Source organism: Mycoplasma sp. 21DD0573 (assembly GCF_034863425.1).
In the GTDB taxonomy this organism is placed as follows: domain Bacteria; phylum Bacillota_I; class Bacilli_A; order Mycoplasmatales; family Metamycoplasmataceae; genus Mycoplasmopsis.
In genome coordinates, this window is sequence record NZ_JAYFEZ010000001.1 from 1 (window position 1) to 23,359 (window position 23,359).

25 protein-coding genes are annotated in these 23,359 nt (G+C 28.4%); 15 read left to right on the top strand and 10 right to left on the bottom strand.

The window, feature by feature from the left end; translation table 4 throughout:
• Window positions 1-213 precede the first annotated feature (213 nt).
• Genes VBM86_RS00005 through VBM86_RS00035 form a run of 7 tightly spaced genes read left to right on the top strand, consistent with a single transcriptional unit; the run spans window position 214 to window position 5,085 of the window.
• Window positions 214-453: a hypothetical protein gene (locus tag VBM86_RS00005; RefSeq protein WP_323176435.1), complete on the top strand. Its 240-nt coding sequence runs from the start codon at window positions 214-216 to the stop codon at window positions 451-453.
• Window positions 453-1,043, top strand: a complete 591-nt coding sequence (locus tag VBM86_RS00010) for a diadenylate cyclase (RefSeq protein WP_257089643.1) — start codon at window positions 453-455, stop codon at window positions 1,041-1,043. Before VBM86_RS00005 ends, VBM86_RS00010 begins: the two co-directional genes overlap by 1 nt.
• 1 nt (window position 1,044) lies before the next feature.
• Entirely contained in the window at window positions 1,045-2,514 is a 1,470-nt protein-coding gene (gene mgtE / locus VBM86_RS00015) for a magnesium transporter (RefSeq protein WP_323176434.1), read from the top strand.
• Between the two features lie 9 nt (window positions 2,515-2,523).
• Complete coding sequence (locus tag VBM86_RS00020; RefSeq protein ID WP_257089647.1) at window positions 2,524-2,856, top strand: hypothetical protein; 333 nt, start codon at window positions 2,524-2,526, stop codon at window positions 2,854-2,856.
• 12 nt (window positions 2,857-2,868) lie between these two features.
• Complete coding sequence (locus VBM86_RS00025; RefSeq protein ID WP_323189424.1) at window positions 2,869-3,441, top strand: MHJ_0274 family protein; 573 nt, start codon at window positions 2,869-2,871, stop codon at window positions 3,439-3,441.
• Window positions 3,413-4,237, top strand: a complete 825-nt coding sequence (gene pgsA / locus VBM86_RS00030) for a CDP-diacylglycerol--glycerol-3-phosphate 3-phosphatidyltransferase (protein ID WP_323189425.1) — start codon at window positions 3,413-3,415, stop codon at window positions 4,235-4,237. The genes VBM86_RS00025 and pgsA overlap by 29 nt, the downstream gene beginning before the upstream one ends.
• 53 nt (window positions 4,238-4,290) lie before the next feature.
• Entirely contained in the window at window positions 4,291-5,085 is a 795-nt protein-coding gene (locus VBM86_RS00035; protein ID WP_323189426.1) for a hypothetical protein, read from the top strand.
• A gap of 14 nt (window positions 5,086-5,099) precedes the next feature.
• On the opposite strand, the gene rlmD is transcribed toward VBM86_RS00035, so the two are convergent.
• Both rlmD and rsmD read right to left on the bottom strand, forming a co-directional pair.
• Window positions 5,100-6,428, bottom strand: a complete 1,329-nt coding sequence (rlmD, locus tag VBM86_RS00040) for a 23S rRNA (uracil(1939)-C(5))-methyltransferase RlmD (protein WP_323189427.1) — start codon at window positions 6,426-6,428, stop codon at window positions 5,100-5,102.
• A complete protein-coding gene (rsmD, locus tag VBM86_RS00045) occupies window positions 6,416-6,958 on the bottom strand; it encodes a 16S rRNA (guanine(966)-N(2))-methyltransferase RsmD (RefSeq protein WP_323176428.1) in 543 nt (180 codons plus the stop codon). The genes rlmD and rsmD overlap by 13 nt, the downstream gene beginning before the upstream one ends.
• A gap of 71 nt (window positions 6,959-7,029) precedes the next feature.
• On the opposite strand from rsmD, the gene trmB reads away from it, so the two are divergent.
• The gene (gene trmB, locus VBM86_RS00050) at window positions 7,030-7,641 is read left to right on the top strand and encodes a tRNA (guanosine(46)-N7)-methyltransferase TrmB (protein ID WP_323176427.1); all 612 of its coding nucleotides are present in this window, start codon (window positions 7,030-7,032) and stop codon (window positions 7,639-7,641) included.
• A 193-nt stretch (window positions 7,642-7,834) separates the two neighbouring features.
• Here trmB and rpsR read toward each other — a convergent pair whose 3' ends face one another.
• Genes rpsR through rpsF form a run of 3 tightly spaced genes read right to left on the bottom strand, consistent with a single transcriptional unit; the run spans window position 7,835 to window position 9,088 of the window.
• Entirely contained in the window at window positions 7,835-8,098 is a 264-nt protein-coding gene (gene rpsR, locus VBM86_RS00055; protein ID WP_257089673.1) for a 30S ribosomal protein S18, read from the bottom strand.
• Between the two features lie 10 nt (window positions 8,099-8,108).
• The gene (locus tag VBM86_RS00060) at window positions 8,109-8,642 is read right to left on the bottom strand and encodes a single-stranded DNA-binding protein (RefSeq protein ID WP_323176426.1); all 534 of its coding nucleotides are present in this window, start codon (window positions 8,640-8,642) and stop codon (window positions 8,109-8,111) included.
• Between the two features lie 38 nt (window positions 8,643-8,680).
• Complete coding sequence (gene rpsF / locus VBM86_RS00065; RefSeq protein WP_323176425.1) at window positions 8,681-9,088, bottom strand: 30S ribosomal protein S6; 408 nt, start codon at window positions 9,086-9,088, stop codon at window positions 8,681-8,683.
• Window positions 9,089-9,366: 278 nt separating this feature from the next.
• On the opposite strand from rpsF, the gene efp reads away from it, so the two are divergent.
• The 5 genes from efp to VBM86_RS00090 are packed head-to-tail and all read left to right on the top strand — an operon-like array spanning window position 9,367 to window position 12,656.
• Window positions 9,367-9,930, top strand: coding sequence for an elongation factor P (gene efp, locus VBM86_RS00070; protein WP_257089679.1), 564 nt, complete (start codon window positions 9,367-9,369; stop codon window positions 9,928-9,930).
• Window positions 9,930-10,238 (top strand): MMB_0454 family protein, encoded by a 309-nt coding sequence (locus VBM86_RS00075; RefSeq protein WP_257089681.1) that lies wholly within the window; start codon window positions 9,930-9,932, stop codon window positions 10,236-10,238. The genes efp and VBM86_RS00075 overlap by 1 nt, the downstream gene beginning before the upstream one ends.
• Window positions 10,238-10,582: a hypothetical protein gene (locus VBM86_RS00080; protein WP_323189428.1), complete on the top strand. Its 345-nt coding sequence runs from the start codon at window positions 10,238-10,240 to the stop codon at window positions 10,580-10,582. Before VBM86_RS00075 ends, VBM86_RS00080 begins: the two co-directional genes overlap by 1 nt.
• A gap of 15 nt (window positions 10,583-10,597) precedes the next feature.
• Window positions 10,598-11,584 (top strand): MAGa3780 family membrane protein, encoded by a 987-nt coding sequence (locus tag VBM86_RS00085; protein WP_323189429.1) that lies wholly within the window; start codon window positions 10,598-10,600, stop codon window positions 11,582-11,584.
• Between the two features lie 52 nt (window positions 11,585-11,636).
• The gene (locus VBM86_RS00090) at window positions 11,637-12,656 is read left to right on the top strand and encodes a nicotinate phosphoribosyltransferase (protein ID WP_323189430.1); all 1,020 of its coding nucleotides are present in this window, start codon (window positions 11,637-11,639) and stop codon (window positions 12,654-12,656) included.
• Window positions 12,657-12,714: 58 nt separating this feature from the next.
• On the opposite strand, the gene VBM86_RS00095 is transcribed toward VBM86_RS00090, so the two are convergent.
• The 5 genes from VBM86_RS00095 to VBM86_RS00115 all read right to left on the bottom strand — a co-directional run bounded on the left by VBM86_RS00095 (window position 12,715) and on the right by VBM86_RS00115 (window position 19,724).
• A complete protein-coding gene (locus tag VBM86_RS00095) occupies window positions 12,715-14,379 on the bottom strand; it encodes an MHO_4530 family protein (RefSeq protein ID WP_323189431.1) in 1,665 nt (554 codons plus the stop codon).
• Complete coding sequence (locus VBM86_RS00100) at window positions 14,379-16,586, bottom strand: ATP-dependent helicase (protein ID WP_323189432.1); 2,208 nt, start codon at window positions 16,584-16,586, stop codon at window positions 14,379-14,381. The genes VBM86_RS00095 and VBM86_RS00100 overlap by 1 nt, the downstream gene beginning before the upstream one ends.
• Window positions 16,577-17,212: an RDD family protein gene (locus VBM86_RS00105; RefSeq protein ID WP_323189433.1), complete on the bottom strand. Its 636-nt coding sequence runs from the start codon at window positions 17,210-17,212 to the stop codon at window positions 16,577-16,579. Before VBM86_RS00105 ends, VBM86_RS00100 begins: the two co-directional genes overlap by 10 nt.
• Window positions 17,213-17,377: 165 nt before the next feature.
• Complete coding sequence (locus VBM86_RS00110; RefSeq protein WP_323189434.1) at window positions 17,378-18,388, bottom strand: glycosyltransferase; 1,011 nt, start codon at window positions 18,386-18,388, stop codon at window positions 17,378-17,380.
• Between the two features lie 97 nt (window positions 18,389-18,485).
• Window positions 18,486-19,724, bottom strand: coding sequence for an MAG3090 family protein (locus tag VBM86_RS00115; protein ID WP_323189435.1), 1,239 nt, complete (start codon window positions 19,722-19,724; stop codon window positions 18,486-18,488).
• Window positions 19,725-20,084: 360 nt separating this feature from the next.
• Between VBM86_RS00115 and VBM86_RS00120 the strand changes: the two genes are divergently transcribed.
• Together VBM86_RS00120 and dnaG are read left to right on the top strand one after the other, a co-directional pair.
• Window positions 20,085-21,455, top strand: coding sequence for a glycine--tRNA ligase (locus tag VBM86_RS00120; protein WP_323189436.1), 1,371 nt, complete (start codon window positions 20,085-20,087; stop codon window positions 21,453-21,455).
• A 31-nt stretch (window positions 21,456-21,486) separates the two neighbouring features.
• Complete coding sequence (dnaG, locus tag VBM86_RS00125) at window positions 21,487-23,358, top strand: DNA primase (protein WP_323189437.1); 1,872 nt, start codon at window positions 21,487-21,489, stop codon at window positions 23,356-23,358.
• Window position 23,359: the final 1 nt, after the last annotated feature.

Genomic DNA, 23,359 nt, shown 5'->3' on the forward strand with positions numbered 1-23,359 from the left:
CACAGTTCTAAAGAACTGTTTTTTTATGCAATTTTTGCAATTGCATAATTTAAAATTAGCTAATTTAGTTGATATCAAAATCAAAAATTAATTTGTCAATTAACTAAAACTACTTTCTGCAATGCTTATTTAACTAGTTTAAAAATTTTATTTTTAAAAAAAACAATTTAAAATTATATAAATTAAAAAAGTAAATATACAAAAGGAGTCAATATGGATAAGAAAACTAAAGAAAAAAGAAAATTCATTGACTTAGTCGAATTTAGAAAAAATGAGATAAATAATGCTCGTGTTAAAGCACAAGCAGAAAAAGAAGCATTAGAACACAAAAAATCGCAAAAAGCTCTTCCTTGATACAAAAAAGATTTAACTTTTAACATTCTTGGAATAGTTTTCACATTACTTGTAATGGTGCTAATCATCCTAATCGCATATTTTGTTAAAGGTGCATAATGAATGTTGTTGCAATCATTTCATTAGTTATAGGTTGCTTAACTTTTATAGCAATCCTAGGGCTTTTAGGTTACTTCTTAAAACCAATGATTTCTACATTTGTTGGAAATAAAATCAGAAAATCAAAATATGAAAAATTAGGAAAAAGTAGTCAAATTCGTTTAATTAACCAATTAAGAGAAACAGTTGATTACTTATCAAAAAACAAAATTGGTGCTCTTATTACGATTGAAAACAATGACAACATTGATAACTTAAGAACTGATGGTGTTGTTGTTAACGCAAACATTTCAAGCAGTTTGCTTATTTCGATTTTTAATAAAACATCTCCATTGCATGATGGTGCTGTGGTTATTAGAGATAACAAAATCTACTATGCAGCTACATTTTACAAAATCACAAAAAGAAGTTTTGAAGCTAATTATGGCTCAAGACATAGAGCTGCTTTGGGAATTTCTGAACAATCAGATGCAACTACAATTGTAGTTTCAGAAGAAAATGGACAAATTAAAATCATCAAAAACGGAGCAATGATAGATACTGAATTAGATCATTTCCAAGAAGATTTAATTAAGTACTTAAGTGAGTAATATGAACTTCACAGAAGAACAAAAATTAGAGTTAATACAAAATTTAAGAACTCTCATTGCTGCTAAAAAAATTAAAGACGTTAGATTGTTGCTTGAAAAATATCCTCTTGCAGACTTTGCTGAGGCACTTGGCGAATTAACAATCAATGAGCAACTTTACATTTTAAGGGTGCTTAAAACTGAAGATGCTGCTGACGTTTTTGCTTATTTAGATGATGATACAAAAGTTAATTTAGCTCAATCATTCACTCAAGATTGAGGTATGGAAGTTTTACAAGAACTTCAAACCGACGAGTTAGCCGACGTTCTTGAAGAATTACCAGCTAACATTACAAAATACATTTTGTCTAAAACAGATCCAGAAAAAAGACAAAAATTAAATAACATTTTATCTTACGATGATGATAGCATCGGAAGTATTATGAGCGTTGATATGTCTATTCTTAAATCTGATTGAACGGTTAAAAAAGCTATTTCAAAAATCAAAAAAGACTATAGAAGCAACATTGAGCTTACACACAACTTCTATGTTGTAGATGATCAAAAGAAATTACTTGGAGACATCACACTTGAAGAATTAGTCTTTGCAGATGATGAAAAAGAAACTTTAGATGAACTTTACAACGTTGTTACAACAGTTCATCCAAATGATAAAAAAGAAAATGCAGCTAACATATTTGCTGACCACGATAGATCAACACTTCCAGTAACTACAGCTGATGGATACCTTATCGGTATGATTACAGCTGACGATGTTATTGATGTTATTCAAGATTCAGCAACAGAGGATATGTATAAGCTTGCCGGGATTAACCCTGAAGCTGCTGAAGAAAGTTATCTTAAAACAACAATTATGCAAATTGTTAAATCTCGTGTTTTATGATTAATTATCTTAATGATTTCAGCTACTTTATCTCAATTTATTATTCAAAAATTCACTGACGTTTCAGAAGGATTTGTTAACGGAATTAATGTTGCAATTTCTTCTGCTATCTTAGTTGGACTTATTCCGATTATTTCAGGGGCTGCTGGAAACGCAGGTTCTCAATCTTCCACAACAATTACTCGTGCAGCATCTTTAGGTGAAATTGGAACTAAAGATATGTGAAAAGTAGTTGGTCGTGAAGTATCCATTGGTGCTATTATTGGGGCGATTATGTTCGTAGTCAATGTAGCCAGACTTTATATTTACTTTGCAATTCCATCATTTAGAGAAAGTGATGGTAAAACAGCAAGTTGAGGAGTTCTTTCATTTGTTATTTTAGCAAGCTCATTATCACTATTTTTTGTAGTTATCTTTGCTAAATTCTTAGGAACAATTATTCCTCTTGTAGCTATTAAATTTAAAAAAGACCCAGCTGTTATGTCTGCTCCAATTTTAGCGACATTATCAGATGCTTTATCAACATTGATTTTCTTCGGTCTTAACATTTTAGTTCTTTTCATAGCACACAGTGCTCATTGAATTTAAGGAGAATTTATGCAACACGAAACAATTGATATTGAAAAAATCGTTTTATTAGCAGAAAACTATGTGAATGCTAAAAAAGAAGCAAATGAAAACTTAAAATTAATCAAAGAAGAACTAAAGGATGTAGACATTGAAATTTCAAGAACATTATCAACTGGTGGAAAAATTTCATACGTACTATATCAACCAGCTAATTCATTTGACTACAGAGGATATGGAAACTTCTTACATCAATCGATGTTAGAAGGAAGAACTTTTACACCTGAAGAATTAGAAGATTTAATCAAAGAATACGTAGTAGCAAAAGAACCTAAATGAAAATTAAAAATAACTACAAAATAGAAAGGAGATGTTATGCCTGATAATAAATTAAATATAGCAATTTGAGTTATTCTTGGTGTTGTTTTACTTGCTTTAGCATCATACATCTTATACCAGTTCATTAAGGACAAAATTGCAAAGAAAAAACAAAGACAAGCACACTTTGAATTTACACAAGAAGCAATCGTGTATGTTTATGAACTTAACGTTATGGTTAACAAATTAATCAAACTTAACAAAGTAAAACACGATGAATTTGTACCATCAATTGGTGAATACACAATGTCAGAAATTAACAATAACACTAGAAATATTCTTGTTAAAGTGTTTAAATCACCTGAATTTAGAGAATTCTTATTCAAAAACCCTGCTCACGAAATTTTTGTTAAAAACTTAGAACAACTTAGAGATTGCAATTCAAACTTATGAGCTAAAAAAATCCCTAACGTTTTAGAATACTTTAATACAAACCAAGAAAAAGCTTTTGCAGAAGTTAAAAAATACAATGAAGCTTCTATTAATCAAATTTATAAAGAAGAAGCTGAATTACACAACAAAATGGAGGAGATTTTTAAAAATGAGTTCAACAAAGGAAAAGAAAATTAAAAAAGTAAAAGTTGTAAAAGAAAAGAAAAAAATCAGTTTACCAAACTTACTTACATTAATTAGAATCATTTTAGTTGTTCCAATGCTTCTATTAATGTCAATTAGCATTTTATTAATTTACTTAGGAACTGACCAAGCTGGTGCATCATATTTTAGATTAGAAACTTTACCAAATTCAGGTAGCGTTCTAGGATACAAAATTGCACTTACAATTATTAATTTATTAATCCTAGCAATTTTTATTGGAGCCATGGTTACAGACTACTTTGATGGAGCAATTGCAAGAAAACGTAATTTAGTATCTGTGTTTGGAAAAGTTTGAGATCCAATTGCAGATAAACTAATGGTTAACTTAACACTTGTTTATTTAGCTGTAATTAATGTTTTACCTTTCTGAGCTATGGCACTTTTCTTATTAAGAGATATTATTGTAGATGGTGTTAGAGTGTTTTTAGCATCAAAAGGATACGATGTATCAGCAGGTAAATGAGGAAAAATTAAAACATTTATTTTAGCTATTGGACTTACAATCACATTAACTGTTACAATTGGATTACATTATGCAACATTAAATGCACTATCACACCAACAAATGGTTAGATACATTTTAAACATCCCAATTTACGTTGCTTTAGTATTTGCAATTCTTTCAGGAATTTTCTATGTAAGAAAAGCATTTAAAGCTGTTAAATTAGTTACAACAACAGAAACAGTTACAACTACACAAATAAAAGCGGTTGAAGAAAAACAACCAGAACAAATTGAAAAATCAAAAAAAGAAGTAAATAAACAATAATTTAATTTAAATAAACCCAAATCAATTATCAGCGAACATATCAAGGATTTACAGTGGAATTTATATTAACAAAGAAGTTTTTATGAGAACTATTTGTTGCAGAGTTTTTAGCAGTTACATTCTTATCAACTATGTCACTGCTACTAACTTATGTAGGTAAAAAATATGCTAAATTAAAATTCATATTTCCCTTTACATATGCTTTAGCTACATTTACTGCAGGATTACTTTCATACTTTATTCTCAGAGGACTTGTTTACCAATTTGAAAACGATTTATACAATGATATTAGTAAAAACGTTCCTCCTGTTATAAACCCAGTTGTATCTCTTTTTTATGTTTTTATTTACTTATTTAACAAAAACTTAAATAATCAAACAATATTATTCCTCAACTTATTCTTGCTATTTTTAGCGCATATACTTGCTTCAATAGTTTCAGGAAACATCTGAGGCTTAATATCAAGAAAATATAAGAAACTTCAAGTTTCAAATATGAATAAGACTTCAATCAAGACTTATTCAACTTTCAAAGATGTAACACAAATCATTATATTTGCATCAGTCTTATTTACTATTCAACATACAATAACAGAAAACTTAAACTCATATGTTATGGCTGACACAATAGCCGGATTAACAACTTATGTAGCGCTTTTAACTTATGCACTAGTTTTTAAGGAATTTTCATTCCCAACAAACATCTATGTTTGTGCTGGTTCATTCTTTACTTCATTGCACACAAACAAAAAGATTTGGTACAAAAACTTATTGTATACAGGAATAGTCGCTTCAACATATATTCTTATTTCAATGATACTTTCAGGAATATATGCAATCGCAAAATAAAAATAGTCGCAAGACTATTTTTTTTCGATGAAAACAAGCGCCTCAATATGTGGTGTATTAGGAAACATATCGAAACCTTGAATGTAAGTTATTTTATAAGAATTAGATTCTAAAATTAATTGTAAATCTCTTGTTAATGTCTTAACATCACAAGACATATAAACAATATTTTTGATTTGTTTTTCAATTATTCAATCAATGAATTCTTTACTTATTCCACTACGTGGTGGGTCTAAAATCAAAATGCTGTCCTCTAAATTAGAAACATTCTTAGTGAAATAAACATCAGAAGATATTGTTTTATATTCACCACTAACAGAGTTTAAAAGTTTGTTATTATTTGCATTTTTAATTGCACTTGAGACAATGTCAGAGCCATATACATAATTATTTTTGTTTGCAACAATTTGACCAATTGTACCAACTCCACAATATGCATCTAAAATAGTTTTAATATTGTTTTTGCTATTTACATACTCTTTTATCTTAGTGAACATCATTGATGCAACAATATCGTTTACTTGAAAGAAAGATTGAATGCTACAAATGAACTCTTTATCATTCAACTGCATTTTGAATTGCTCTTTTTCAAATAAGACTTGTACACTATGCTTTTTCTTGATACTTAGTGAAATAACTTGTGTAATTTCATTAAGCAATTTAACTAATTTATTAGGTAAATCATAATCAGTGTGAATTGATAAACAAACATCAATTTGATTTTTTGAATTTGCTCTTAATGTGATTTTTTCAAACATTTTCAAGTTTTTTAATTTGCTAGTGTTTTCCAGAAATGTTTGAATTGTATCTAAAATATGACTGATTGTTTCTTTTATGATTGGTTTAACTAAGAATAAATTATTAGCGTCTGTTATTTCATTAGACTTTTGATTGATTTCATTGATAGTCAACTTATTATTTTGAACGCTTAATTTATAAGAAACTTTATTTCTATATTCAAATTGAATTAGAGATTGAGTAAATTGAGAATAAACTTCATTTAAATTTATGTTTTGCAAGTTTCTTTTAAGTAAATTATAGAAATAGTTATTTTTAAATTTAATTTGAGCAGGATATTTTAAAGTGACTAATGGTGCTGATGGAGTTCATTGAAATTCAGAGTTTCTATCATCAGAAAAAGTTAAATGTTTAACAATGCATCCAAATGCATAATTTTTATATAAGTTTGTTATCTTGATAATTGCTTCTTCATTAGGTAATAAATCACTTATGAAAATAGGAAAGTTATTTTCATCTCTATAAACACCATAACCTTCGTAACTAATTTCACTGCATTTAACTTTTAACTCTTGTCGTAAGGTATATTTGTTTATTTTAGACATATTTTTAAGATATAAACCTTTCCATATTGTTTTTCTTTATAAACTTGTAAATTGTCAGGTAAGACAATTAAATTAGGTTTATCAGTTTCTAAAATAATTTCACCATTTTCATTTAGTAAACTTCTTTGCGAAATTGTTAAAAGTGAATTATTAACTAATTCATATTCAGCAAATGGAGCATCGATAAAGATAAAATCATAAGTTTTACTTGTCTTACTTAAAAAATGTAAAGCATCATCATTAAATAAACTTATTTGATTATCTGTTTTAGTTTTAGCAACATTTGCTTTAGTTACAGTAAAAACTTGTCTTTGTTTTTCAACTGCATCAACGTGTTTTGCACCTCTGCTGATAGCTTCAATAGCTCAAGCTCCTGAACCTGAAAACAAGTCTAAACAAGTTGTGTCTTCAATTTCAAATTGAATTGATGAAAAGACAGCTTCTCTGACTTTATCTCCTGTAGGTCTAGTGAATTTTGAATCTGGTTGTTCTATTATTAAGTGACGTAATTTACCTGCTATTATTCTCATTTTAGCTCCTTATAAAAATTCTTTTTAACTATTCATATAGTGATTTTTAAATTATACATTATAATAAAACCATGAGATTGAGATATGATAAAAATGCTGAAGCAAATTTAGCAAATTCTGACTTTTTAATTAAAGAATTTCCAGTTAACTTAAAAGAAAATGATGTTTTAGAAATTGGAGCAGGTAAAGGTGAAATGATTGCTCAATTAGCTCTTCAAAATTCTAATATTACATATTATGCTTTTGAAAAATATCCAACAGTAGCTAATAAAATTCTTAAGAAGATTAATGAACTTAATTTAAAAAATCTTTTCATTATAACTAAAGATGCAAGTAATTTAACTGAATTATTTACAGGCAAAATAGACACAATTTGATTAACTTTTTCAGATCCGTGACCTAAAAAAGCTCACGAAAAAAGAAGATTAACATACAAAACATTTTTAGACCAATATAAACAATTATTATCTGAAAAAGGTTGCTTATACTTTAAAACTGATAATGATAAGTTATTTGAATTTTCAATAGAATCATTGAATGAAAATAATTGAAATATCATTGACATGACAACTGATTTACATTCATCAAAGTATAATGAAACTAATGTTCAAACAGGATATGAGCAAAAATGATCTTCACTTGGTAAAAACATTAATTTCTTAATCGCTAAGCCAAATAAATAATGTTTAAAATTATGAATACTATAATAGTATTCATTTTTTATTATTTTATTACATTAATGAAATTGAACAAAAACGCAATAAAAAAATAAAGAGAAAATCTAATTCAATTTAACCTTAAACACCACAGGAGTGGTGTTTTTGTTTTGGTAAAAGAAAACCACTTGCTTTGACAAGTGGTGTAATAGTATATAAATTAGTTTGATTTTTGAATACGTGGACGAACAACGTGGTAAGGCATTAAAGCGATGAAACGTGCTCTTTTAATTGCGTTAGCAACTTTTCTTTGGTGTTTAGCACATGTTCCGGTTGCAGCTTTAGCTTTAATTTGTCCTGTTGCTGTTACATATTTGTGTAATAAATCAACGTTTTTGTAATCAACATATGTCATTTTGTTATCACAGAATTCACATGATCTTCTTCTGTTAATAAAACCTTTTTTGTTTTTGTAAAAAGCCATTCTTATCTCCTTAATTTAAATCCTCAGGTGCTGCGAAAAGATCTTCTAAATCGTGTAATTTAGTAGCACCGGTTTTTGGATTAGTATTTTCAAATGTAGCATTCGCAGGTTTATTACGATTCACATCACTTTGTGATGCTTTATAAGTCGGAGTATACGTTTGGGGCGCAGACACCGGAGAAGGAGTTGCGTTTAAAGAACCACCACGAGCTTCTCTGACACTTTTTGACTCTAGAGCGACGATTTGATCTGCAGTAACATCTAATGTTCTTACTATTTGGTTTGTTTGGTTACTGTGATATTGATTTGAATGTAAAGACCCTTCAACTAAAACAAGAGACCCTTTATTTAAATATCTCGCTATGAACTCGGCATTTGATCTTCAAGCAACAACCGGGATAAAGTCAGTAACTTCATTTTGTTGTGCTGAAAAGTTTCTTCTATTAACTGCCACTGTGAAACGTACGTATGGAACACCTTGTGATGTATGTGCTATCGCATTATCTGATGTTATACGTCCTACTATTGTAATTTTATTAAACATAATACCCCCTGTGAATAACTAAACTTTTAAGCATTTAATTATTCAGATGCTTTTGCTTTAACTGTTCTTGTACGAGGTTTTGAAACTTTTTCTTCTGCAGATGCAGCTGATTTTCTTGTTCTACGTACTGGTTTTTTAGTTTCTTTAACAGATTCTTTTCCGTTAAGACCTTTTTCTGTGTCTAAATTAATTACTAAAGCTCTTCAGATATCTTTAATAATATTTGAACGACGTGTAAATTCAGCAATGTCTGAACCTTTAGCATTAACAAATGCTAAAACGTATTGTCCGTGTTTTGACTTGTTGATTTCGTAAGCTAATTCATTTCTTTCAAGTTTTTCAACTTTAGAAATGTTTTCTTTTCCAAAAACTTCGTTTAATAAGTCAACTAAAACTTGAACGTCTGCTTTTGGACTAACGATTGACATAATTTCGTATTTTTGCATTTTCTCTCCTTATGGTCGTTTCTGGGCTAAAAATCTTATAGCCAAGGAGTATCTTTATATACTCTTGTATATTATACAAGAGTGTAAAAATCTAACTAAAAACTTTTAAGACTATTACATACCTTTAAAAATATTTTTTACACCTAGTACACTGGCTAATTTAGTAAATTTTAGTTTTTCTGTGTCAAATTAAGCAAAATTTGAATTTTTAAACTATTTAAATGCAATTTTTTAATTATTTAATATAATTAAACAAATAATTTACTAAGGAGAATTTTATGATTAATGTTAATGAATTTAAACCAGGTATTACTTTCCAAGATGAAGGTGAAATTTTTGTAGTTTTAGATGCTCAACACTCAAAACAAGGACGTGGACAAGCAAACGTTAAAGCTAAAGTTAAAAACTTAAGAACAGGTTCAACAACTATAAAATCATACACAGGTGGTGATAAAGTTAAACCAGCTCACATCGATAAAAGAAAAATGAACTTCTTATACTCAGATGGAGAAAACATTATCTTAATGGATAATGAAACATATGAACAAGTTGAAATTCCTGTTACAGTAGTTGAATGAGAATTAAACTTCTTAAAAGAAGGTTCAGAAGTTCAAATTAGAAAATTTGAATCAGAAGTTTTAGATATCGAATTACCTGCTCACGTTGATTTATTAGTTACAGAAGCACCTGATGCAGTTAAAGGTAACACAACAACAAACCCTCAGAAAAAAGTAACTGTGGAAACTGGTTTTGAATTAGAAACACCTATGTTCATTAAAGAAAATGACGTTATTTCTGTTTCAACAGAAACTGGAAAATACGTTGGAAAAGCAAATAAATAATGAATTGAATTAATGTATCTTACAATTCAAATCAAAATTACATAGTTCAAGAAAGCGCAATTTTAGACGTTGTAAACATTGCGCTTAGTTCATACAAAAATATTAAAGCTTCAAACTCAATTAGATTAAGTTTTGACGATAAACATTCAAACGTTGAAATTTATGTAGATATTAAAATTAAAAACCAAAAAAATAAAGAACCATATTCAACAATTAAAGAATTAATCACACAAATTGAAAATGGTGTGAAATCTTTAATTGATAAGAAACCTAAAAACGTTCAAGTAGTGTTATTAGATTTTTATTAATGAGAAGAACTTATAAAGATTTGGATAAAAACTCTTATGCAATATACAGAAGAGTTTTTATTAACGAAGTTCGTGCTGAATTAAATAAAAAACAAAATGTCAAGTCATATGAGAAAAAAAACAAACACACTGTTGAATATTTTTTACAATTAAACAAATTACTGAAGGAATTAGAAACAGACAAAATTCCAGATCAATATTTACCTGAAAATAGATTTGTGTTCAATAGACTAAAGAAAAAATATTTAATGAATAAATATTCAAAATGATTTGTTCTTGGTGGAATTAGTTTTTTTCTAGTTATTATAGGTATTATTCTACTAGCTGCATTTAAAATAATTTAACTTTAAGGAGGTGTCGTGATTGGATTGAAAAAGTCTTTTAGAGTTTTAAAGGCAAAATTTAATTTATTTGATTGAAAAGATTGAATTACATTTTCAATAGGTTTAACTTTAATTCTTACTTATTTAGTTGTAACCTTACTTGAATGACACTTCAGAAGTATTGCAGTTGAAAAAGCATTCTTAGAAGTTAAAGGGACATTAGAAGAATCTAATGTTGATAGTGCTAAACTTCAAAAATTAATTTACCCTAATGCAACCTTACTTTTCTGAGGTGGATCAACTTACTGATTTACATTTATGTCTAATGTGCTTATGGGTGTAACAATGTTCTTATATCCTTTTTATAGAACATCTAAAAAGGCACAAAGATTTTACTTTGCTTCAATGGTCTACATTATTATTGTAGTCGCAGTTTATTGAGGTGGTGTAGCAACTGATCCGACACTAATGAGTGACTCACAAACTTTTGAATGAGTTAAAACATCAATTATGCACGGTGCTGCTCCATTCTTGGGACTTTTAACTCTTGTTGGATGAGAAAGAAAACGTATCAGAATTTCAAATGTGTCAATTTGAAGTTTTATGATTTATCCAATTGCTTACTTATTTTTCACATTTGCAATTTATGCATTTGGGTACAAATTTATGCAATTTGGAGGAACTGAATTAGAACGTGGTGTTACTATTTATTCAGTTGTTTCATATTTACATCCATTTAACTACAAAGGTAATTCAACATTAGTTATTGTAGTTTTAGACATTATGCTTTTACTATTTGCTATGTTTTCAGCACCTGCTTTAGGATTCTTCTTAAGAAAAGTACTCAGAATCCTAAAACCAGGTCAAAAAGCGCTTCCTAAAATTTACTTTATTTCTCCAAAAGTACGTGAAGCAATTACACTTAAAAAATTACAATTAAACAAACAAAGAGAAGAATTCAAAGCTAAAAAACAAAAAGTAAAACAACTAAGAAAAGAACAAAAACTTAATAAGCAAAAATAATTTAACAACAAACTAGTTGTTGTAGTTTTGTTTTATTATACAGGTGGTAAAAATGCGCAAAGATAAAAAAGCCTATATTGCATCTTACTTTGAAAAAACTAAACAAATCTTAGAAACTTTTAAACCTGAAAACAAGATTGTTATGCAATTTTTTCAAAGAAAAGACAACTCGATTTTATGTGGAATTAATGAAGTTCTTGCTCTTTTAGAAGAACAAACAGACACATCAAAATACACAATTAAATACTTACCTGAAGGTTCAAAAATTAATAATTTAGATATTGTTTTACAATTAGAAGGACACTATCAAGATTTTGGTATTTGAGAAGGTATGATTGATGGTATTTTAGCTAGAAATACATCAATTGCTACAAATGCTTACCACTGTGCGCAAGCTGCAAAAGATAAACAAGTCATCTTTATGGGAGATAGAGCAGACCACTACATTAATCAAGAAATGGATGGTTATGCAGTTAGAGTTGGTGGAATTAAAGCTGTTTCTACATTAGCTCAAAAAGATCAAAACGAAGTTAATGATGAAAATGTTTTTGGAAGTATGCCTCACGTTTTAATTCAAGGTTTTGCAGGTGATACTGTCGCTGCAACTAAGGCCTATCATAAACTTTTCCCTAAAAATAAACTTATAGCTCTTGTAGACTATCATAATAATATTATTAGTGAATCCCTTAAAGTTTGAAATGAACTCGGAAATCTTGTTTGAGGTGTTAGAATTGACACTTCAAAGAATATGATTGACCATATGTTTGATAACGATGAAGAAAAGCAATATGGAGTTAATCCAGAACAAATTAAGAGATTACGTGAAGCATTAGATAAAGCTGGAGCAACTAACTATAAAATAGTTGTTTCATCTGGATTTAATGCAGAGAAAATAGAATTATTTGAATCATTAAATGTCCCTGTAGACTATTATGGAGTTGGTCAAAGCATTTTTAAACTTAACAATTCTTTCTCAGCTGACGCAACTATTTTAAATGGTAATCCTGAAGCTAAAGAAGGAAGAGGGTACAGAGAAAATCCTAATTTAATAGTGTACAAATCAGATAAATAATTTATCAGCTTTAAAAGCTGATTTTTTTATACAAAAAAATATCCCTGATCAGGATATTTTAATTATCATTCTTATATGAAATTTTAACATTAGCCTTTTTGATTGTAAGTGGGTCTAAATAATCAGGTGCACCTTCATAAATAGTCTTAATATTATTATTTGTAGCTAAGTTCACAATATTAAAACAGTTTAAAAATACCTTTGTATTGTTTAATTGTTTTGAAATCTTTTCTCCAATTACAATAGCTTGCAGTTTTGTATCGTTGATGATATTGATAAGAGATTTATCAATGGTGTCAATGTATAAAGCTGTAGGTATTTTTTTCTTGTAGTTATTACTGATTTTTTGTCTTAAATGATATGTGTCAAATGTATTATTGTATGCATAAATAAGACAAATTGGTTTCTTTTCTTCAAGAATGAAGTTAGATTGTAAAAATGTTTCTTGAGATATTTTTATCAATCTCTGCATATTTTTAACATTACCAGTTTCATCAAGTTTTTCAGTATTTTGTGTGATGAAGTCGTATCATTTTTTCTCATATAGGTAATTTAAATGTGGAATTTTTCGAAAGAAGTCAGTTCAATATTTGTCTTGGTCGTCTTTAGTTATTTTTTGCAACGAGTTGATTACAATGTTTGAAGCTTTTTTAGTTTCGTAAACAAAGATGTTTGTACTCTTAATTGTTGCATTTTTAGAACTTAAAGTATTGTTTCATTGCACATATTCATTTAATCTCTTAACAAATTCTGTGAATTTAGGATCTTGAGAAATTGTTGCAGGAATATTTGAATATGTTGATTTTGCTTTAGGATTAATCGTTAAATTAAATAATGAGAATTTGACTTTATTGATTAATTTTAGTCTATCAGCTCTATTATTTAGTTTATTTTCGTTAATTAATGAAGCGCATAAGAAGAATTTATTAATCATCCTATTATCATTAATTTCATTAATCATTTTAAGATACTTTTTGTGTCCAAATTTTGATAATTTATTCTTAACAATAAACAAAATTCCATCAATAATATAGAAAGGCGTTTTTGATATTAAAATGTTTAAGTTATCAAAAATTGATTTAATTTGGATGCTGTCAAATTCTTTGTTTATAAAGTAAGGTTTAAATGCAAAAGCCAAAACAGAATGTTTGTTGCTTTTAAAGTTTTTTTGTTCGAATTCTTTTAATGATTGCTCTGAATTATGATGATTAAATTTGTATTTAAGTCGATTTTTTTCTCACTTAATAGTACAAATGAATTTTTTGTTTTCAATAGGTTTGATTTTAAGAATATATGATGAATTAAGTCTTTTATTTGATTTATCAAGCAAGTAAGCTATTTTTTCAAATAACGTAAGGTTTGATGTGTTAAATTCTGGATTCAGTTTAATTTCAAAAGAAGTTTTAACTGAATCACTAACTAAGTCAAAGAATTCATTTAGTTTTTTTCTACTTCCTTCATCAAGGAAGCTAAAAAAGGTTTGTAATGTAATGAAATTAAATGTTCTGAAACCTAATTTTTTAGCATCAAATAAAGTTGATAATGCTTGATTTCTTTTTGAAAATCTAAGAACTTTTTTATTAACTGAATCAATTTCAAACAAAATTATTCCAGCTGTTGATCTTATGTAATATAAGTAAATAATTAATCAAAATCCCATTAATAATACAAAGAGTAATATTAATGAGATTATTGAAATTGCAATAATAGCTGTTAAATTCATTATCTTGTGATTACTTTGATTGAAGGGTGATTTTTATTAAGGGTTCTTATTTTTCTATCTTTAATGAAGTCAATAACAATTTCTGTTCCTTTAACTTCAACAACCTCACCTTCACCGAACATAACGTGAGAAATAATGTCTCCAACTACAATGTTATTGTTTGTAGGTGTTTCATCATCAGGTGAGAATGTAGGATCATCAAATTTTCTTCCGTGGTAGTTGATAATAAAGTCTGAAATATCAACTCCCATTTCTCCAATAAATCTTGAAGGTTTCTTATCGATATCAGATGAAATAAGTTTTCCACGTGAGTCGCTTAGGAATAAACGTTGTTTTGCTCTGGTTACCGCAACATAAGCTAAACGTCTTTCATCTTCTAATGTATCGTTGTATTTATCAATTAATGGAGATGATGATTGTTTTTTATTTTTCTCTCTATCTAAAGCACGCTTGTTAGGGAAAACTCCTTCAGACATACCGATAACAAAAACGTTATCAAATTCTAATCCTTTAGCAGAGTGAATTGTCATAAGTGAAACGTAGTTAGAAAGGTTATCATATTCATCTTCAATTGATGTTAGCCCAACTTCGTTTAAGTAGTCAATAGCAGACTTATCTGGATTGTTGCTTTCTCAGTTTTGAATTGAGTTAATTAATTCCTTAACGTTATCAATAGCTGACCCTCTAAGGTTTTTATTCATTTCGATGTGTTCATAGTATTTGATTTCTTCAAGGAATTTATTCAAAGTTAAGCTTATTTTATTTGTTGATAAAGCTTTTTGGTATTTACGAATAGTTGATAAGAATGGGAAGATTGATTTAACAATTAATTCTTTTGAGATAGGTAGAATTTTAATATCTCTAATCATTATGTTGAATAAACTATCGTGAATGTTTTCTGCGTAGTCTTTAAGTTTTTTAAGAGTAGCAGGACCAATTCCTCTATTAGGGACATTAATAACACGTTCGAATGAAATATCATCCTTAGGGTTTGCTAAAACTTTCAAGAATGCAAGTGCATCTTTAACTTCAGCACGTTGGAAGAATTTAATTCCATTAAAGATTTTGTAGTTAATGTTTTCTGCAATAAGTGCATCTTCAATTGGTCTTGATAAGTAGTTTGCACGATATAAGATTGCAATTGATTTTAATTGTTGTTTTTGTTTTTTAAGTTCATTAATTTTTTGAACTACTCATCTAGCTTCAGCTTCTGAATTGAACCCGTGGTAGTACTCAATTTCTAAACCTTCTTCGTTTTCTGTAATTAAATTTTTATGAACACGGTTTGAGTTATGAATAATAAGATTGTTAGCTGCATCTAAGATTTTCTTGCTTGATCTGTAATTTGTATCCAGCACGATTGTTTTAACGTTTTCAAAATCTTTATCAAAGTCTAAGATTAAGTTAACATCAGCACCACGTCAGTTGTAGATTGTTTGGTCAGGATCTCCAACAATTGTAAAGTGTGTATTTGAACCAATGATTTGTTTAATAACTTCATATTGAAGCTTTGATGTATCTTGAAACTCATCAACAAGTATATATTCAAATAATTTCTTAAGTTCTTCAACTACTTCAGGGTGTGTATCAAATAAAAGCTTTGTAAAGATGATTAAGTCATCAAAGTCAACAGCACCTTTTGAAGTTAATTCGTTTAAATAATCTTGATATACAACTGCAAGGATGTGTTGAGGTGACTTGTTTAGCATTTTTGCTAATTCAGGCCCTGATTGAATTTGGAAGTTTTTAGCTCAAGAAATGTACTCAATCATTGTTTTATAACTGATATCGTGAGATGTGATTCCTCTTTTTTCATAAATACCTTGAAGTATTTGGATTTTGTCAGGGTCATCTACGATAATAAAGTTTTCTCTAAATCCAATTAATTTACTTTTTCTTCTTAATAATTTTGCACAAAATGAGTGGAATGTTGAGATTTTAAGTTGATCGCTATCAACTGATTTTGAACAATATTGTAAAACACGTTCTTTCATTTCGTTTGCAGCTTTATTTGTAAATGTTAAAGCTAAAATGTTTTTGTAGCTTACACCTAAGTCATTAATTAAGTAAGCTATTTTTCTTGTAAGAACTCTAGTTTTACCTGAACCAGCACCTGCGATAATTCTTAAAGGTGAGTCAAAATATTCAACAGCTTCACGTTGCTGTTCGTTTAAGTCACTTAATAAATCAGGTTTAATTAATCCCATAAATTCTCCTCCTTATTAACGTAACGATATTTACGTCCTTTATTATAGAAAGGTAAAAGCACAATTTCTTCTTCAAGCACTTGTTGTATTTGCTTATCTTCAACAATTCTTGTATTAAACATTAAGTCAACTAATGTTAGTTTTTTCTTGTAAAAAATTAACATTGTGTAACCTATTGTGTGAATTGCTAATCACGCAGTCATTAGTGCAGATATAAATGCACTGGATGATTTAAATTCATTTGTTTTTTCAAATTCCTTGATTGTCATTTCTTTTTGAAGGGACATTGGAATAATTGTGAGTAAGAAGATAACTTGCAACATAAATATTCCTATTATGTTTCTTTTGAAAATGAGTTTATAACTAAACTGCTTTGAATTTGTATCTATGAGTTTGAGCATAAAAAGTTTCATTCCAAGTGTTTTGCCTTTTAGTGATAAAGGTAAAATCAAGAAATAAACATTCATTCAAACGCAAACTAAGACAACAGAAACAATTCTGTGAGTCAATGTTTGATTAGCGTGATCTAGCATTATCAAGAAGATAACTGCAGAAAATGCTATAAACAAAAAGTTGTCGAAGACATTTGAAAAAAACCTCTTGAAAAAAGATGCATTTTTATACATTTGTGCTTGATTACAATTTGAATTGCAAATTCTCCTTTATATATATTTTTAATATATATAAATTTTAGCACATCTATTGATAAATAAAATTTTTAGTAATTTTATGGTGCATTTTTGACTTTTTGCATTAAAAAACCATATGAGAAAGCCCATATGGAAAGTTGATTATTCAAGTCCTTTTAATAATTTATCTGCCTTTAATTTAGAAAATTTAGTTTTTAGTAATTTAGTTTCATCATTATCAAGTAGAACATAATAGTTGGTTGTTAAAAATGTTTTAAAATCTGGTGTATCTTCGATTTTCTTAATTATTTCAGCGTGCTTATCATTTAGGAATGAACTACGTTTTTCGCTAACTTCATCATCTTGAACATTGAATAATTTATAGAAGAAGTAGTTTGCTTTTAAGAAGCCTGAAAGAAGTAATTTTAAGAAGTAGTATTTTGCGTATTCTAATTCTTCATTAATCTTCAAATTCTGATTCTTTGCTATTTGTTTAATTATGTCAAATGATTTAACATAATTTTGTGTATTCAATCAAATATCTGATGAAATAAAATCTCTTTTAACCTTATAGTCAAGGTATTTATATTTTTTAGCGTTCATTAAAAGACTGTATGTAACTTCAATACACATAATTGAATCGTTTGAAATTTGGGGTCTATATTTAATGAATTTTTTAATTAATGATTTCTTGAAAACTTTGTTGAAGATGAAAGGGAAACTATACGCTAATGGTAATGAGTTTTTAGTTAAATCAAACATTTGACTCATTTCAGCTCTTTCTTTTGGTTTGAATCTAACTGAACCGATTAGTTTTGGTTTGAATTCTAAAACATCAACATTTCAACGTTGTGCTTGTTCTAAAATGTTTTCAACATAACTATCTCTAAATGTTGAATCTGAATTTAAAACTGTAATAAATTCACCTTTTGCAACTCCAAATGCACTAATTAAATTGTGTTGATATGAAGTGCTTTTTGTGTTGAAAATCATAATAAGTCTGTTACCGAAAAATTGGTAGTAATCTTTAGCAACTTTGAAAATTGCTTTTGAGTTTTCAGTTAAACAAAGAATAACTTCAAAGTTTTGTGCACTTTGATCTTTTAATCTTTCTAAGTATTCTCTTACTTTTTCAACTGAGTTATTTTTTAATGAAATTAATGATAGTCTCATCTTACACCTTCTTGTCTTAAATTTATATTTATATAAATTTTAACACATTCAGAGAATAAAAAAACAAGGCGTTTAAGCCTTGCGCATTGGATTAAAACTAAATGATGTATCCTAATCCTAATAAGATTGCTAACACGATTAAGATTGAGTATCCTAAAACAATTAAGAAAATTGCTAAAAGACTAGCTCTTGAACGTGTTGTAACAACTTGACCTTCACCTGAAACAACACCATCTGATAATACAGATTCAAATACTAAGAAGTGTTGTCTTTGAGCTTCTTCACCTAAGAAGATTGAGTAGTCGTAGCTGTCTTTTTTAACAAACCCAACGTGTAAGTTGTTGAATAATACGTATGAAGTTTTTTGTGCTAAAGTAATGTTTCCAACTAATTCACATACTGAGTAAACTTCTGTTTCAGCATTGAATTCGATTTCTTCGCTTCCTTTAACTTTGTCAGCAAATTCTTGCATTGCTTTAGAAATAGTAGCAACAATAGCAGCTAATAATTCTTTGTATTCTTCATTTCCTTTAACATCTTTTTTAAGAGCTTTAGCAGCTTTTAAAACATTTTCAAAGTTTGTTTCAATACGTTTGATGTCTTCTATTGATGTTAATGTTTCTGGTAATGAAGCAGCTGTTAAACGAAGTTTTCTAGCGTAGATTGCTAATACTTTGATTTGGTCAGAAATCACTAAGTCTCTAATGTATGCATATTCTGTAATTTTATCTTCACACACTGGTAAAACTTCAACTTCTTTTTCTACAAATTTTTCAACTAAAACTTCTTTTGTAACTGAGTTAGCTAATTTTTCTTGAAGTTCGTTAACTTCTTTTTCTAATTGTTCTTTTTTGCTTAATTCATTTTGTAATTTTTCAATTTCTAAGTCTTTAGCAGATTTTTTTCTTTCGTAAACGTAATCATCATCAGCTGGGAAGTATGTTTCGTGATCTTTAATGATTTTGAAATCAACTACTTCTTTGAAGTTTCTTTTAGCTGCTTTGTCATCACGTTTCATTGATTTTGGATCAATAGCTAATTCTTCTACTGTTTCTTCGTAATCTAAACCACCGTCGAATTTATCAACGTTAAGTTCGAATTCAGGAACGATATTTCCTTTTGAATCTTTATCATTAAATTCGATAACGATTCCCCCTCAGATTTTTTTATCTGTTTGGAATCAAGTTGCACACTCGTAACCTAATGATAAGAATCAGGTCATAGCGTCTTTACGAGTTTTGAATAGAGCTAAAGGACTTTCAACTTTTGGGTGTTTAAGAGCTCAAGGGTAGTTTTTATCCTTGTTAGGTCTATATAAACATTGTAAACGTTTCATATATCTCCTTTGTTTAAATAAGTAATTTTGTATAACGTTATATAAAATAAACTTTCGTTCCTCTTAATTATAAATGCTTTTTATAAATAATGATGATATATTTGTCTACTTCTATCCCTATAATTTAGGGAAAAACGGTATTTTTTTGCTTTTTTTTCACAAAAATTAAGAAAAAATAGCTATTTTTTCGATGTTTTCCATAGTGTGTAAGGGATAAACATATTTTGAACTTAATAGTAAAGTGTAAAAATCAAATGTGTAACAAAATTCAAAAATTTTTGCTTTTTTCTTTGGATTTCATCAAATTATGATAATAAAAAATAAATTTTTTATTAAGCGTTTAGTGATAAAATTACAATTATGCTAAATAATAGAGAAAATAAAATGAATGATATTGTTAATCACTTGAAGAACTCTGGATTTGTTTTTCAAGGAAGTGAAATTTATGGAGGATTGTCAAATACTTGAGATTATGGACCGCTTGGTTCACTTTTAAAAGATAACATTGAGCAAGCTTGAAAACGTGAATTTGTTATCAAAGAAACTAACAATTACTTAATTGACTCAAAAATTTTAATGAACCCACAAGTTTGAGTAACAAGTGGTCACGTTTCTAACTTCTCTGACCCTTTAATCGAAAACAAAGTTAATGGAAAAAGATATAGAGCAGACAAATTAATTCAAGAAGTAAATCCTGATTTAATTCCTGAAAAAATGAGCTTTGATGAAATGGTTGTTTTTGTAAGAGAGCACATCAAAGAATATGAAGGAGATAAAACAGATTGATCAGACATTAAGAAATTTAACTTAATGTTCGAAACTTCTCAAGGAGTTGTTGAGGGTTCTAAATCAAAAGTTTACTTAAGACCTGAAACAGCACAAGGTATTTTTATTAACTTCAAAAACGTTCAAAGAACAATGAGAGCTAAATTACCATTTGGTGTAGCGCAAGTTGGAAAAAGCTTTAGAAATGAAGTTACGCCAGGAAACTTCATTTTCAGAACAAGGGAATTTGAACAAATGGAACTTGAATTCTTCACAAAACCTGAAGAAGCACAACAATGATTTGACTACTATGTAAACAAAGCTTATAACTTTGTGCAACAATTAGGAATTTCAAAAGACTTAATCAGAGTTAGAGCTCACGATCCAGAAGAGTTAGCTCACTATTCAGCAGGAACAAGCGATATTGAATTTAATTTTGCTTTTGGTTGAGGTGAATTGCTTGGGGTTGCTAACAGAACAGATTACGATCTTAAGTCGCATATGAATGCAACAGGAGAATCACTTGATTACTTAGACCCTGAAACTAATACAAAAGTTATTCCATATGTTATTGAACCAAGCATCGGATTAGATCGTTTAATGTTAGCTGTAATTACAAGTGCTTACGATGTAGAAGAATTAGAAAATAATGATTCAAGAATTGTTTTACGTTTCCCTTACGAAATTGCGCCTTACAAAGTTGCTGTTATGCCACTTGTTAAAAAGTTAAATGAAAAATCAAAAGAAATTTTCAACAATTTAGTTGCTGCTGGAATTTCAGTAACTTATGATGAAGCTGGTTCAATTGGAAAAAGATATCGTCGTCAAGACGCGATTGGAACACCTTGATGTTTAACAATTGACTATGACACATTAGAGGATAATGCAGTTACTTTAAGAAACAGAGATACTATGGAACAAGTCAGAGTATCAATTGACCAAGTAATTTCATTTATTCAAAAATAAAACTAACTAAATTAATTCAAAGGAGGAAATAATGTCAGCAAGATTAACTTCTGAAATAACAAATCAAATTAAGCATGCAAATGATATTGTTGATGTTATTTCTGAATTTATTCAATTACATAAAAAGGGAAATAGTTATGTTGGACTATGTCCTTTTCACCAAGATACTAAACCTAGTTTAAGTGTTGTTCAAGCTAAGCAAATTTTCAAATGCTTTGTTTGTGAAACTGCTGGTGACGTAATTGAGTTTGTGAAAAGATACAAAAGTATTTCTTATGTAGACACGTTAGAATATTTGGCTAAAAGAGCAAATATTGAACTTGATTTTGAACAATATAAGCAAACTGAAACATCAAATTATTCACAAGAAGTAATTGAAATAACTGATGTTTTAGACATTGTTAACTCGTTTTACAAAGTTCAATATTTAACCAATCAAGCTGCTAAGGAATATTTAGCTAAACGTAAAATTGACAATCAAATTAGAGAAAAATTCAACATTGGTTATGCACCTAAAAATGTTTTGGTTAATTATTTAACTAATTTAAATTATTCAACACATCAAATGCAACAAGCAGGATTAGTTAATGCAGATATGCACGAGTTATTCTGGGATAGAGTAACTTTTGGTATTGCTAATGAACACGGACACATTGTTGGATTTAGTGGAAGAAAACTAAATAACAATGATCCAAATTCGCCTAAATACATTAACTCTCCAGAAACTGTTGCATTTAACAAATCGAGAATTTTATATAACTACCATAATGCTAAAGATTCAATTAGAACTAAAAAACAAGTTGTAATTGTTGAAGGTTATATGGATGTTATAGCTTGTTATAAAGCAGGAATTGAAAATGTAGTTGCAATTATGGGGACTGCACTTACTAAAGAACATTTAGCACTTATCAAAAACACAAAAGTTTTAATGTTCCTTGATAATGATAAAGCAGGAATTGAAGCAACATTTAGAAGTTTAAGCAGATTATTAGAACACAATTTTGATGTTTCTATTATTAATAATACTTATTCAAAAGACCCTGACGAAATTTTAAATGAATACGGTGCACAAACTTTAGTTGACTTGATTAACAATTCACAAATATCTGCTATTGACTTTCTTTACGATCGCTTAAAAATCAAACATCAAATCAGCAGTGATAATTATGATTTTAATCACTTTAACTTGTTTATCATTGAACTTAATAAATACCTTGATTTATTTAGTGAAAAAGAACAACAATATTTAAAATCACAATTACAAAGAGAATTTAATTACGAACTAAAAATTGTTCCTAAAAGACAAATCCAAGAACAAGTAAAATATGATGAATTTGTTGCAAATGACCTCTATGCACCTATTGATCCATATGATGGGTTTGTTCAAGCGCTTAACAATGTTAGGTTTGATGAAAAAGATTTTTACAGCAAGCTAACTACTTTAGGTATTCAAAATAGATTGAAAATCTTAACTCAAGCTATGATGAACCCTCATATTTTGGATATCTTAAAACAAACTGATCATATTGGTGCTGTTTTTAGCTACCCAACTCAAATTGGCAAACTATACAAAGAAGTCACAAAAAACACAACACAATATTTAAATGAAAATTATTTAGACATATTCAAACAATATTTACTTAAAAATTGTGGAATGACCGAAGCTGAAGTTAATTCAGAAATTATTGAAAATTATTTACACGAGTTATATGAAGAAACAACTTTCTTTACAGAGACAAGTATGCTTCCATTTAATTCATATATAGTAGAACAAGAACCGTTTATACAACAAACAATTGCAGATTTACCTAAGGGAGATGCATTGCCACCATATCTTGTTGACACAATAAATAACTTGAAAAAACTTAACTCAAATAAACCTGATAAGAAGAGAGGAAGATAAT